The 13,367-nt window shown below is 44.5% G+C and carries 11 protein-coding genes and 6 tRNA genes; 13 read left to right on the top strand and 4 right to left on the bottom strand.

All coding sequences use genetic code 11. The annotated features are described in order from the left end of the window. Positions 1 to 43: 43 nt before the first annotated feature. From BTO30_RS15290 to BTO30_RS15265, 6 genes are all read left to right on the top strand, one after another. A tRNA-Asn gene (locus BTO30_RS15290) sits at positions 44 to 118 on the top strand. A 7-nt stretch (positions 119 to 125) separates the two neighbouring features. After that, positions 126 to 198 (top strand) — tRNA-Thr (locus tag BTO30_RS15285). An 83-nt stretch (positions 199 to 281) separates the two neighbouring features. After that, positions 282 to 357 (top strand) — tRNA-Thr (locus BTO30_RS15280). A gap of 30 nt (positions 358 to 387) precedes the next feature. Next, positions 388 to 471: transfer RNA gene (locus BTO30_RS15275), tRNA-Tyr, on the top strand. A 66-nt stretch (positions 472 to 537) separates the two neighbouring features. Further along, a tRNA-Gln gene (locus BTO30_RS15270) sits at positions 538 to 612 on the top strand. Positions 613 to 617: 5 nt separating this feature from the next. Further along, positions 618 to 690, top strand: a tRNA-Lys gene (locus BTO30_RS15265). A 203-nt stretch (positions 691 to 893) separates the two neighbouring features. On the opposite strand, the gene BTO30_RS15260 is transcribed toward BTO30_RS15265, so the two are convergent. Further along, entirely contained in the window at positions 894 to 1,043 is a 150-nt protein-coding gene (locus tag BTO30_RS15260) for an aspartyl-phosphate phosphatase Spo0E family protein (RefSeq protein ID WP_075399570.1), read from the bottom strand. A gap of 152 nt (positions 1,044 to 1,195) precedes the next feature. Here BTO30_RS15260 and sigW point away from each other — a divergent pair, with 152 nt between their 5' ends. From sigW to glmM, 5 genes are all read left to right on the top strand, one after another. Beyond that, the gene (gene sigW / locus BTO30_RS15255) at positions 1,196 to 1,759 is read left to right on the top strand and encodes an RNA polymerase sigma factor SigW (RefSeq protein WP_075399569.1); all 564 of its coding nucleotides are present in this window, start codon (positions 1,196 to 1,198) and stop codon (positions 1,757 to 1,759) included. Positions 1,760 to 1,778: 19 nt separating this feature from the next. Then, on the top strand, positions 1,779 to 2,375 hold the full coding sequence (locus tag BTO30_RS15250; protein WP_075399568.1) for an anti-sigma factor family protein: 597 nt from the start codon (positions 1,779 to 1,781) through the stop codon (positions 2,373 to 2,375). Positions 2,376 to 2,487: 112 nt separating this feature from the next. Continuing rightward, complete coding sequence (cdaA, locus tag BTO30_RS15245; RefSeq protein WP_075399567.1) at positions 2,488 to 3,327, top strand: diadenylate cyclase CdaA; 840 nt, start codon at positions 2,488 to 2,490, stop codon at positions 3,325 to 3,327. After that, positions 3,320 to 4,276 (top strand): CdaR family protein, encoded by a 957-nt coding sequence (locus BTO30_RS15240; RefSeq protein ID WP_075399566.1) that lies wholly within the window; start codon positions 3,320 to 3,322, stop codon positions 4,274 to 4,276. The genes cdaA and BTO30_RS15240 overlap by 8 nt, the downstream gene beginning before the upstream one ends. Before the next feature lie 38 nt (positions 4,277 to 4,314). Continuing rightward, a complete protein-coding gene (gene glmM, locus BTO30_RS15235; protein ID WP_075399565.1) occupies positions 4,315 to 5,664 on the top strand; it encodes a phosphoglucosamine mutase in 1,350 nt (449 codons plus the stop codon). 68 nt (positions 5,665 to 5,732) lie between these two features. Here glmM and BTO30_RS15230 read toward each other — a convergent pair whose 3' ends face one another. From BTO30_RS15230 to BTO30_RS15220, 3 genes are read right to left on the bottom strand one after another with little or no spacing between them, the layout of a single operon-like run. Beyond that, the gene (locus tag BTO30_RS15230; protein WP_075399564.1) at positions 5,733 to 7,259 is read right to left on the bottom strand and encodes a tripartite tricarboxylate transporter permease; all 1,527 of its coding nucleotides are present in this window, start codon (positions 7,257 to 7,259) and stop codon (positions 5,733 to 5,735) included. An 18-nt stretch (positions 7,260 to 7,277) separates the two neighbouring features. Next, the gene (locus BTO30_RS15225) at positions 7,278 to 7,727 is read right to left on the bottom strand and encodes a tripartite tricarboxylate transporter TctB family protein (RefSeq protein WP_075399563.1); all 450 of its coding nucleotides are present in this window, start codon (positions 7,725 to 7,727) and stop codon (positions 7,278 to 7,280) included. A 55-nt stretch (positions 7,728 to 7,782) separates the two neighbouring features. After that, positions 7,783 to 8,808: a Bug family tripartite tricarboxylate transporter substrate binding protein gene (locus BTO30_RS15220; RefSeq protein WP_075399562.1), complete on the bottom strand. Its 1,026-nt coding sequence runs from the start codon at positions 8,806 to 8,808 to the stop codon at positions 7,783 to 7,785. Positions 8,809 to 9,182: 374 nt separating this feature from the next. Between BTO30_RS15220 and BTO30_RS15215 the strand changes: the two genes are divergently transcribed. Both BTO30_RS15215 and glmS read left to right on the top strand, forming a co-directional pair. Beyond that, positions 9,183 to 10,376, top strand: a complete 1,194-nt coding sequence (locus tag BTO30_RS15215) for an MFS transporter (RefSeq protein WP_075399561.1) — start codon at positions 9,183 to 9,185, stop codon at positions 10,374 to 10,376. Positions 10,377 to 10,715: 339 nt separating this feature from the next. Further along, positions 10,716 to 12,518 (top strand): glutamine--fructose-6-phosphate transaminase (isomerizing), encoded by a 1,803-nt coding sequence (gene glmS, locus BTO30_RS15210; RefSeq protein ID WP_075399560.1) that lies wholly within the window; start codon positions 10,716 to 10,718, stop codon positions 12,516 to 12,518. The last annotated feature ends 849 nt before the right edge of the window (positions 12,519 to 13,367 follow it).

Below are 13,367 nucleotides of genomic sequence, written 5' to 3'. Positions count from 1 at the left end.
GGGTGTACCCCTGTGAGAGCATGACGCCGCCTGGCCGTATTATTCCTCAGGAGCTCAGTGGTAGAGCAAGCGGCTGTTAACCGATCGGGCGCAAGTTCTAGTCTTGCCTGCGGAGCCATTGCTTTGCTTCCATAGCTCAGCAGGTAGAGTGCTTCCATGGTAAGGAAGAGGTCACCGGTTCGAGCCCGGTTGGAAGCTTATAATGTTTCAATCTGGATCAATTTCATAAAGGCCCCTTGGTCAAGCGGTTACCCGTCATCCTCCACCATTTTTCTTTAAAGGCCGGTGTAGCTCAACTGGTAGAGCAACTGACTTGTAATCAGTAGGTTGGGGGTTCAAGTCCTCTTGCCGGCACCATCTCTTTTTATATGGATATTTTTATACAGCGGAGGGGTAGCGAAGTGGCTAAACGCGGCGGACTGTAAATCCGCTCCTTCGGGTTCGGCAGTTCGAATCTGCCCCCCTCCACCATTTTCCTGAAGGAACATATACATAATGTTCTTTTTCTTTTGGGTATACTATCTAATGAAAAATTATTGGGCTATAGCCAAGCGGTAAGGCAACGGACTTTGACTCCGTCATGCGCTGGTTCGAATCCAGCTAGCCCAGCCATTTTTGAGCCATTAGCTCAGTCGGTAGAGCATCTGACTTTTAATCAGAGGGTCGAAGGTTCGAGTCCTTCATGGCTCATCTTGTAAAAAGCTGACTTTAAATCCTAATAAGGATTTAAAGTCAGCTTTTTTTAACTTGAGATAAGTGATTCTTATGCTGATGGATTTAATGTTAGAAAAGAATATACAATGGTGCTGTTATCAATGAAGGGTTCGTTATTGGTCATAAAACTGTTATAATAATGTTGAAATGGAAGCAATGTCTGTATGGTGTTGCTTCTTTTATTTAGAATCATCATATTCATTAAGTAATTCGTCGAGTTTTTTACTTATTTCTATCACTTTTATATCGGAAAGAGACGTTTTCATTGCAAGTGAAATCATTTCATACCGGCAGTTTTCGATTTCATTCCAAAGATTGGTCAACTGCATTTGTTGGTACCCCCTATCCGTAAAAGCTGCATACATAATAATACCTCTTTTCAAATAAATGTAAACAGGTATTGTGTGTTTTTATCATTTTTTTGAAACTTTTGTGCGCTGTATCCGTATAGACATATACCGCTAGGGCGGAGGGAGAAAAAATGGATTTAATAGTACAGAGAAGAATCAGACAAGTATTAAAGGGAGATCAAAATGCGTTTGGTGAAATTGTCGAGCTCTACAAAGACAAAGTGTACCAGATTTGTTTTCGCATGCTTTGGGATCGGCACGAAGCGGAGGATGCCGCTCAAGAAACGTTTTTAAAAGCGTTTTTAAATATCCACACATACAATGTAGACAAGAAATTTTCGACATGGCTATACCGAATAGCCACCAATTTATGTATCGATAAAATCCGTAAAAAGAAGCCGGATTATCACCTTGATGCAGAGATTGCTGGAACAGATGGACTGAATATGTACTCTCACCTTTCGTCCGGTGATCAGCTTCCGGAAGAGGAAGTGGAAAGTTTGGAAGTGCAGGAAACCATTCATCAGGCTATTTTGCTTCTGCCGGAAAAATATCGTTCCGTTATTGTATTGAAGTATATAGAAGAACTGCCGCTTCAGGAAATTGCAAATATACTCGATCTTCCCCTCGGTACAGTCAAAACACGTGTACATAGAGGAAGAGAGGCGTTAAGGAAGCATTTGCGGCATTTGTAATGAAAGGGTGTGATGAACGATGACATCTTGTCCAAAACAGATTGTTCATTTGATGCATGAGTATCTAGATGGGGAAATTGAAGAGGCGACAAAGAAAGAACTAAAGCTGCACCTGGATACATGTGCAGACTGTAAGAAGCATTATGCGGAATTAAAAAAGACAATTGCACTTGTTCAGAGCGCGTCCCATATTGAAGCACCAGCTGGCTTTACGGCCAAGGTAATGGCATTGCTGCCGAGGGAAGGGAAGAAAATCGGCATCGAACGGTGGTTTAGGCACCATCCGTTTTTAACGGCCGCTTCACTTTTTCTTTTACTGATGGGCGGGGGAATGGTCTCCATGCTGGAGCAGGATGACAACCACTTTGCTTTTACAAAAAATACCGAATTAAAGGTGGAAAATGAAACGGTCATTGTCCCAGCCGGAACGGTTATTGAAGAGGACATTGTTGTGAAAAATGGAGACATACGAATTGAAGGGGCCGTTGACGGGGATGTAACGGTCATTAATGGGGAACGTTATATGGCATCGGCCGGAAATGTCACGGGAGAAATTGAAGAAATTGACCGTTTATTCGGCCGGCTTTGGTTTGAATTAAAATCATTGTTTAAATAATGGAAGCGGGCGGCAATCGTCTGCTTCTTTTCAACTTGTATGTTATAATGGACAGGTTAAGGAAGAAAGTGATTTCTTCACGGCTCCGTAATTCCAACCTGGAGGATAAAGTATGCCGTTCACGACTTATTTTGAAGATTTTACCTTTATTGATTATTTATCGAATGCAATTGACATATTGCTTGTTTGGTACGTTGTTTATAAGTTATTGATGGTGATTCGCGGGACGAAGGCTGTTCAGTTGTTAAAAGGAATCTTTGTCATCATTATTATTAGGGCAATCAGCGGTCTGCTCGGTCTGAGTACACTCAGCTGGATTATGGAGCAGGCACTCACGTGGGGCTTTCTTGCTGTCATTATCATATTCCAGCCGGAAGTGCGCCGTGCGCTCGAACAGCTTGGACGCGGCCGGATTTTTTCCCGGAGCGCGATTCAGGAAGATGAGGAGCAGCGGAAAATTATTGAAGCCCTTCTCAAATCAGTCCGCTATATGGGGAAACGCCGGATTGGGGCATTGATCTCTATTGAAAAAGAAACGGGCATGAATGATTATATCGAGACAGGCATTCCGATGCAGTCTGTTATTACATCAGAATTGTTAATTAATATTTTTATTCCGAATACGCCGCTTCATGATGGAGCGGTCATTATTCAAAGAGATCAAATCGCAGCGGCAGCCTGTTATTTGCCGCTGTCAGAAAATCCGTTTATTTCAAAAGAGCTTGGGACGCGCCATAGAGCCGCACTTGGCATCAGTGAAGTGACGGACAGTTTAACGATTATCGTATCGGAGGAAACAGGTGCGATTTCGGTCACACGAAATGGAGACCTGTACCGTGATTTGACGGAAGAAGAATTTGAAAATATTCTGGAACATCAGCTGTTGACGGGAATGGAAAAAAATGAAACTTCTAACCGCTGGACGTGGAAGGGGCGGAGAAGCAATGGATAAATTTATCGAAAGTAAATGGTTTGCCCGCGTTGTTGCTTTTTTACTCGCTTTTTTGCTGTATGTAAGCTTGAATTTTGATGATTTTGAGCTGGCGCAGCGAGTGGATGACTCCGGCCAGGATACATCGGAGGTATTGACGAATGTACCGGTGCAGGCCTATTATGATACAGAAAATTTATATGTGTCCGGTCTGCCGAAGCAGGTGCGGGTTGAATTATCAGGACCAAAAAGCATTATAGAATCGACGAAGAGGCTTCGCGAGTTTAGGCTGTATGTTGATTTGACGGACCTGGAGATCGGGAATCACCGGGCTGTGATCAAACACGAAAATTTTTCTGATAAGCTGACCGTGTCCATTCAGCCGGCTTTTGTTAATGTGTCGATCGAAGAAAAAGTAACAGCGACACACACTGTTACTCCAGAATTTAATCATTCTGTATTGGCTGAAGGATATCAAGTGGACAACGTCACAGTTGCTCCGCAGAAAGTAAAGGTGACCGGCGCAGAATCGGATATTGAAAAAATCGCATTTGTTAAAGCTGCGCTGATAGGCGGGCAGGAAATTCATGAGGAAACGACGGCAACGGCGAATGTGCAGGTGCTTGACGGCGATTTGAATAAACTGGATGTGAAAGTTGAGCCTGAAACGGTTCAAGTGTCCGTTTCTGTGAAAAACCCGAGTAAAAAAGTAGAGCTTAATACGGTTTCAAAAGGGGCGCCGCCAGCCGGAATAAAGATTTTGTCATTGGAACCGAGTGTGAATGAAATTACGATTTACGGTAAAGAGTCAGCGCTTGAAGAACTTGAAGAGTTTACATTGCCGGTGGATGTAAGCAATGTTACAAAAGATACAACATTAACCGTACCGGTGGATCTCGGAGATGAATATAATTTTTCTTCCCCTAAAGAGATTAAAGTCAAAGTAACGGTTGAAGAAATCACAGAATAACGATTGAACAGCTGACATTAAAGGAGAGAAAACAATAGATGGGTAAGTATTTTGGTACAGATGGTGTCAGAGGTGTAGCGAATACAGAACTGACACCGGAGCTTGCATTCAAACTGGGCCGTTTTGGCGGATATGTATTGACAAAAGATGCGGATCGTCCAAAAGTATTAATCGGGCGTGACACACGCATTTCAGGACCGATGCTTGAAGGCGCACTTGTTGCGGGTCTTTTGTCCATTGGGGCAGAAGTAATGCGTCTTGGCGTGATTTCGACGCCGGGTGTCGCTTATTTAACGAAAGCGATGGATGCGCAGGCAGGTGTCATGATTTCGGCGTCTCACAACCCTGTACAGGATAACGGCATCAAATTTTTCGGTTCTGACGGTTTTAAACTGTCAGATGAGCAGGAAGCGGAAATTGAAACGCTGCTTGACCAGGAAGAAGATACATTGCCGCGTCCTTCAGGGACGGAGCTTGGTTCATTAAATGACTATTTTGAAGGCGGTCAAAAGTATCTTCAATTCTTGAAGCAATCTGTTGACGAAGACTTTGAAGGGATTCATGTGGCGCTTGACTGTGCACATGGCGCAACGTCATCTCTTGCTGCGCATTTGTTTGCGGATCTGGAAGCGGATATTTCGACAATGGGTGCCGCACCGAATGGCTTAAATATTAATGACGGTGTCGGTTCGACTCATCCGGAACAACTGGCTCAGTTCGTTAAAGAAAAAGAAGCGCATTTAGGTCTTGCATTTGACGGCGACGGCGACCGTTTAATGGCGGTTGATGAAAAAGGAAACATTGTCGACGGGGACCAAATTATGTTTATTTGCGCCCGCTATTTCAAGGAGCAGGGAAAGCTGACGAATGATACCATTGTCTCAACTGTGATGAGCAATCTCGGCTTTTATAAAGGACTTGAAGAACAAGGAATTAAAAGTGAACAGACGGCTGTCGGTGACCGGTACGTTGTCGAAGCAATGAAGAAATATAACTATAACCTTGGCGGCGAGCAGTCTGGCCACATTATTTTCCTTGATTACAACACAACAGGCGACGGCTTGCTAAGCGGCCTTCAGCTTGTGAACATTATGAAGGCGACGAAAAAGCCTTTATCCGAACTCGCAGCAGAAATGAAAAAATTCCCGCAGACGCTCGTAAATGTCCGCGTGACAGATAAACATCACGTGACGGAGAACGAAAAGGTGAAGGCGGAAATTGAAAAAGTGGAAGCGGAAATGGCGGGAAATGGCCGTGTTCTCGTCCGTCCATCCGGAACAGAACCGCTTGTGCGCGTTATGGTTGAAGCGGCAACAGAAGAAGAATGCCGTTCCTTCACAGACCGTATCGCGAAAATTGTAGAAGAAGAAATGGGTCTTGATGCTTAACTAAAAAAGACGCCCTGCAGCCAGTCAATATACTGGTTTGCGGAGCGTCTTTTTTGTATTTATGCAGATCAATCTTCTTCATTTATTATGACCTGGCGTCCTTTTAATTTCAAAAGGAGCGGAACAAGCAGCCAGGCAGCGGCAGCGATCAGGAAGACGAGTGACAGCGGGCTTGTCAAGAAAATCGAAAATTCGCCGTTGGAAATTGTTAATGCCCGTCTCATATTATTTTCAATCATTGGTCCAAGTACGAGCGCCAGCACGAGCGGGGCGACTGGATAATCATTCTTGGATAATAAGTAGCCAAGCAATCCGCATCCAATCAGTAAATATAGATCAAAGGTTGCAAACTGTACTGCATACACACCGAACACAGAAATCGCGACAATGATAGGCAGTAAATATTTTTTCGGTGTTTGAATAATTTTTGCAAAAACTCTCACGAGCGGCATATTGAGCACAAGAAGCATCAAATTACCAATAAACATACTGGCGATTAATCCCCAGGCCACGTCCGGATTTTCTTCAAATAATAAAGGACCTGGCTGCACGTTATACATTATGAGTGCCCCCATCAAGATGGCGGTTGTGCCGGAACCGGGAATGCCGAGGGTAAGCAATGGAATCATCGCACCGCCTGAAGCGGCATTATTGGCTGATTCAGGGGCAGCCACACCTTCGATCGCACCTTTACCGAATTTCTCCGGGTTTTTGCTTACTTTTTTCTCTGTGATATAGGAAAAGAAAGAGGCAAGTGTAGCGCCTGCTCCCGGAAGAACACCGATGAAAAAGCCTAAAAGTGATCCGCGGATAATCGGTGGTGTACTGTCTTTCAAGTCTTGTTTTGTCGGGAAAATCCGGTTGATTTTAGCGATATTTTCATCTTCTTCGTCTTTTTCCAGAATGGTTTTAAACACTTCTCCAAGAGCAAATAAGCCAACTGCAATCGTTAAAAATTCAATGCCTGAAAATAAGACCGGAATATCGTATGTGAACCGCGCAATGCCTGAAACAGCATCAATGCCGATTGTCGCCAATAGCAGCCCGGCGATGGTCATAATCAGTGCTTTTGTCATGGAATTTCCGGCGAGTCCACTGACTGCGGCAAGACCAAGAAGCATCAATGAAAAATATTCGGCAGGTCCGAATTCGAGCGCAATATTGGAAAGCGGCTGGGCAAGGAGCACAAGGCCGATCAATGCCACAATTCCCGCGATGAATGACCCGATAGCAGCGATGGAAAGCGCTGCGCCGGCACGGCCCTGTTTCGCCATTTGATAGCCGTCCAGAGTGGTCACAACAGAAGACGATTCACCCGGCGTATTCAGCAAAATGGAGGTTGTGGAACCGCCGTACATGGCGCCATAGTAAACACCAGCTAATAAAATGATGGAACTTGCTGCGGCTGCTTCTGCCGGCAGGCCGGATGTTAATGTGGCGGTAACGGGAATAAGAAGAGCGACACCGCTCATTGGGCCGATGCCCGGTAAAACACCAACTGCTGTTCCGATCACGACGCCGGCAAACGCGAAAAGCAAATTGTGCCATTGGAAGGCGGTCGCAAACCCATCCATTAAAAATTGAACTGTAGACATATCTTCACTTCCTTCCGTTTAAAATAAAGGGAGTCTCGGCAGAACGCCGCCCAAAAGTTCGACAAATAGCAAATAAACACCAAAGGAAAAAGCAGCTGAAACAAGAATGGATTTCACGATTCCCCTTCTTTCCATTGTTTGAAAGGCAACAAGCAGAAACAGGAATGTCGATAAAATATATCCGATTGTCTCAAGCAAGGAAACATACAAAATAGCAGAAATCAGGATAATAAAGAATTTTTTATAATGATAATTTCCTCGTTTGACTGCAGCGCCCCGTTTCTTAAATGTCTCGTAAAGAAGGCGCAGGCTGAAAATAAGGAGTAATAGGCCTAATACAAATGGGAAAATATCGGGACCAACGGCTGATCCGTATGCGCTCTCCGAAATTTTACGGCTTTCCACGGTGAAAAAGAGGCCGATGAGCAGAAATGCAAGTCCGGCAATATAATCAAATGGTAATTTCATGGTTGTTCACCCCCGTAAGAAGAACGGAGCAGAAAACCTCTGCTCCGTGTTTGGTTTATTGTTTTTGCATATCCAGAGCAGTCAGAAGTTCAATAATGACTTTTTCTTGTTCTTCCAGGTACGTTGTGAAATCGTCCGCATTTCGGTATTCAGACGCCCAGCCGTTTTTCTCGAGCTCCGCTTTCCATTCTTCCGTTTCCACCATTTCACTCAACTTCGTATTCCAGTATTCAAATGCGGCGTCAGACATATTTTTCGGTCCGAAAATCCCGCGCCAGATCGTAAAATCCGTATCAAGACCTGCCTCTTTAAACGTCGGCACATCGCTTAATTCTCCTTCTAGTTTCTCAGGAGAGCTGACGGCGAGAACGCGCACATCGCCGGATTTCACATATTCAGTAATCGTTGAAGCATCCGTTGCAATCACATCTGCATTGCCGCCAAGCAGGGAGGCAATCGCTTCACCGCCGCCGTCATAAGAAACATACTTGACCGATTTCGGATCGATGCCATATTCGAATACAGGCAAAATGCCGACGAGATGATCCATTGATCCCGGTGCTGAGCCGCCGGCAAGTGTAATGTTGGATGGGTCTGCTTTAATGGCGTCAAGAAGACTTGTTAACGAGTCAAACTCTGAATCCGCTTTGACGACAATCGCCCCGTAATCACGCGTAAGCTGTGCAAGAGGTTTCGTGTCTTTATAGCCGTACGGGCTGTTTCCTTCCGCTTTATGATTATTGATTAAAATTGGCGGTGATTTAACCATTAACATGTAATCGTTATCTGCTTCCTTTGTAGCAAATTCGGCCATGAAAACGGCCCCGCCGCCGCCCGGTTTGTTTTCAACCGTTAACGGCTGCTCCATTAATTCTGTATCGCTCATGATTTTTGAAATCGACCGTGCCGTTAAATCCCAGCCGCCTCCAGCCCCGGATGGAGCAACAACCGTGACCGCACGTTCAGGATACGAACCTCCGGAAACGTTTTCATTGTTTTCATCGGTTGAAGACGATGAACAGGCTGCCAGGCCGAGTGTAAGTGCTCCCGCTGCAGCAAACATGGACCATTTTTTAAACATGTGTAAATCCCCCTTTGTTGTAAAAAGATAACGCTTTCAATTGAGCTGACTTTAATTTATCAAAAATTTCTAGGAAGACAATTGTTTTGGACATTAGTGAAATATTAATCTTTACGATCATTTTATTCATAAAATCCACAATCATGAGGACGGGATCATTTGAACCAAATGTTTAAAAATGTTAAAAATAAGATGGAAACATAGCGCTGCTTTAGATATGGTATTAACAAAACATTCAGTTGTTGTTAAAATGGGTATTCCTTCACAATTACTATGGGGTTATATCGGAATGGTGATATTTCAGATTAGGGCTGGTTATGTTAAAAGCGGTTTATTGATGAGGCGCAGTTATCTAAAGAAAAGGCGGTGCTTGAATGGAAAGACATATAGAGAAAGATGAATCAAGTCATGTCCTTCTAAAGGATCATATAAATTTTTTAGCGGCTGTGTTTTGTTTCTGGTTTGCGGTCTACATTTATGCGCCTGTCTTTGGTGTCTATTTGCAGTCAGTCGGATTTACGTATTCAGCGATTGGCGTCATTCTCGGCGCGTACGGCATTACGCAAATTTTGCTGCGGTTCCCGCTTGGCATTTTGTCTGATTTTCTGCAAAACATACGAAAGCTGCTTCTTGTTGGCGGTTTTATTATGGCGTTGATCAGCAGCCTGCTGCTCGTTTTTTTTGAATCGTTCACGATCATTTTAATTGCCCGGCTGCTTGCCGGTATTACCGCGTCGATGTGGGTGATGGCGACGGTTTTATATTCGCATTATTTCAGTGCGGACCGTGCCTCGAATGCGATGGGGATTATGCAGTTTGTGACGGTGGCGACACAGTTTTTCAGCATGGCTATCAGCGGCTGGCTTGTTCATGCTTTCGGCTGGGATTTCCCGTTCTGGATCGGGGCGGCAGCGTCTATTCTCGGCATCTTTTTTGCATGGAACATTAAAGAAGTGCGCCGCCGGTCATTTACTGCTCCGGCAAGTACGGTGCATCACATAAAAGAAACCATCAAAATACCGTATTTAAAACTGCTGACATTTTTATCGTTAATTGCCCATGCGGTTTTATTTATTACCATTTTTGGATTCAGCCCGATTTATGCAGCCGATCTACGCGTGGAGGAGCAGTCATTTATCTGGCTGACATGTGCCTTTTTTATCCCGCATGCCCTTGCGTCACTCAGCCTCGCATTTTATCAGCTGAACAGCCGATACAATAAAGTCGTGCTGGCCGTTTGCTTTTTTGTCACAGCGATTTTTCTCGCAGCCGTTCCATTTTCCTCCTCACTTGCATCTCTTAGTAGTATGCATGCCGTAATCGGGCTTGCGCTCGGTTTTGTTTTTCCGATTTTGCTAAGCGAAGTGGTGCAGGTCAGTCCGGCTGCTTATAGAATGTCGGCAATGGGGTTTTTTCAATCGTTTTATGCGATCGGCATCTTTCTCGGACCGCTTTTGGCCGGTGTCATTGCTGAAAAAGCAGGGTTGAACGATGTGTTTACATTCACGGGAGCGGCCTCTCTTTTCGCTGCTGTCCTTGTTTTTCTTTTATTACGGCAGCGAAAATAAGTTTTTAATTGACGGAACGCGTGGAAAAAGGTATGATTATCGTGTTTTTTAGGATATGCGGAAAGGAGCGGAATAAGGTTTATTTGTTTTACCCTAAAGCGCCTGAACTGAGCGGGACGACGATACGCTTAGTTGACGAGGAGGAGGTTTATCGACGATTCGGCGGATGCCTCCCGGTTGCGGTACACAACTGTCATGTTCATCCTTAAAGCAACGGGGCAACCCGGTGGACAAAGGGATTGAATTTGTGCCAAATACAAAAAAATGCAGGGGCGCGGCAGGCAATATGCTTGATCAGCGCTTGTTTGCCGGCCTCTCCAATTCAGGAGGAAATAGAATATGTGCGGAATTGTTGGATATATCGGCAGCGAAGATACGAAAGAAATTTTATTGAAAGGGCTTGAGAAGCTCGAATACCGCGGCTATGATTCTGCCGGTATTGCTGTGCGCAACGAAGAGGGTGTGCACATTTTCAAAGAAAAAGGACGTATCGCTGATTTGCGCGCGGTTGTTGATGAAAATGTAAAATCAAACGCAGGAATCGGTCATACCCGCTGGGCGACACATGGCGTACCGAGCCGTTACAACGCGCATCCACATCAAAATGTAACAAACCGTTATACACTCGTTCATAACGGTGTAATTGAAAATGACGAGCAATTAAAACGCGAATACTTGCTTGATGTACCGCTTCAAAGCGATACAGATACAGAGGTCATCGTACAGTTAATTGGCTTGTTTTCGAAAGACGGACTGACAACAGAAGAAGCATTCCGTAAAACATTGACACTGTTAAAAGGGTCTTACGCACTTGCCCTTTTGGATAAAGAAGATGAAAAAACAATCTATGTAGCAAAAAATAAAAGCCCGCTTCTTGTCGGCCTTGGCGAAGACTGCAATGTTGTTGCGTCTGATGCGATGGCTATGCTGCAAGTAACCAATCAATTTGTCGAATTGATGGACAAAGAAATGGTGCTGGTAACAGAAAACAGCGTGACGATTAAAAACGAAAACGGTGAAACAATTGAACGCGCTCCTTACACGGCGGAACTGGATGCCGGTGATATTGAAAAAGGCACATATCCGCATTACATGTTAAAAGAGACAGACGAGCAGCCGTTTGTGATCCGCAAAATTATGCAGGCTTATCAAAATGACCAGGGTGAATTGGCGGTTGATGCGGATATCGTTAATGCCGTAACCGAAGCGGACCGCCTGTACATCGTGGCATGCGGCACAAGCTACCATGCCGGTCTTGTCGGCAAGCAATATTTAGAGCAAATGGCGAATATTCCGGTAGAAGTTCATGTCGCAAGTGAATTTGTGTACAACATGCCGCTTCTATCGAAAAAACCGCTCTTTATCTTTATTTCACAAAGCGGCGAAACAGCGGACAGCCGCGCCGTACTTGTAAAAGTAAAAGAACTGGGCTACCAAGCATTGACAATCACAAATGTACCAGGCTCTACATTGTCGCGTGAAGCGGATTTCACACTGCTTCTTCATGCTGGTCCGGAAATTGCCGTTGCGTCTACAAAAGCGTACACAGCGCAAATTGCCGTTCTGTCCATTTTGGCCGATGCAGCAGCGAAAAAAGGAGGCATCGACACAGGCTTCGACCTTGTGCATGAGCTTGGCATCGTGGCGAATGCAATGGAAGTCCTTTGTGACGGAAAAGAAGAATTCGAACAAATCGCGCGTGACTATTTGTCAACAACACGCAACTGCTTCTTTATCGGCCGTTCTGTTGACTATTATGTCGGCCTTGAAGGTGCCTTGAAGCTGAAAGAAATCTCTTACATCCAGGCGGAAGGCTTTGCCGGCGGAGAATTGAAACACGGTACAATCGCATTGATCGAAGACGGTACACCGGTTATCGCACTTGCGACACAGGAATCTGTTAACTTGAACATCCGCGGCAACGTGAAAGAAGTCGCTGCACGCGGCGCCAATACTTGCGTTATTTCCATGAAAGGCCTTGAGCAAGAAGGAGACCGCTTCGTGCTGCCAGCCGTACACGAACTGCTCGCACCACTCGCAGCTGTCGTTCCATTCCAGCTCATCGCCTACTACGCAGCCTTACACCGTGACTGCGATGTAGATAAACCGCGTAACTTGGCGAAATCAGTAACGGTTGAATAAGTTGAATCCCGCTCTACTTTGGGCTGTACCTGCAAAATTAAGTTCTTCCTTAGTCAAATAAACTGTATTCTTGGTCAAATAAAACGTTCCCTAACACGAGCGAAAATCGGAATCACCAGCCGATTTTCCTCGTGTTTTTTTATTGGATGAAAAGAGAGAGGAAAAGCCTGAGGAAAAAGAATGGGGGAGAAAAAAAGAGAAGAAAAGCGTGAGAGAAAGACCGACAAACCTTCGGTTTGAAAGGAAAGAAAAAAGCCAGTGAGAAAAAGAAGGAGGAAAAGAGCGAGAAAAAGCATGAGAAAAGGCGTGAAAAAGAAGAAGAAATCCAGGAACTCAGGGAACAACTAATTTACCTGAAAAAGCTGGATTCTGACAAAAAATAGGACGAAAAAGAGCGAATTAGAGAACAACTAATTCGCCTACATAATATGGAAATTCACCTATACCAAGGGTTAGAAGGAGGTGGCAGGGAAGGTGGGTACATAGAAAGACAGTTTTTTGCAAAGGAATAAGGAAGTAAAAGGAATAGAGTTGATTTATAATCTACTCTGGCTCGATTTATTTATATGAAATAACAAGCCCATCGTTAGCAAATTCTATGTTAAAGATGTTTGTCGTATCTAAAACAAGTTGGTTGATAATTTTTGTGTGATTAATATTTGATGGGAGAAATCTCTGTATATCGTTATAGCTGTAAAATATTTCTCCGCCATTATACAATTTATTATTTTCGTGTAAGCTGTCAACGCCGAGTTACTTTACCCCAATCACTCCGGATTAAAATTCACCATTTTTGCGGGGTATGTTGTTGGTGGAGCCGGGAACATCCCGCGTATTTTCTTGTCTTTC

Origin of the sequence: Domibacillus antri (assembly GCF_001936625.1) — a bacterium.
Taxonomy (GTDB): domain Bacteria; phylum Bacillota; class Bacilli; order Bacillales; family Domibacillaceae; genus Domibacillus; species Domibacillus antri.
Note: the sequence above shows the minus strand (reverse complement) of the source record. Positions and strands in the feature narration are given on the sequence as shown.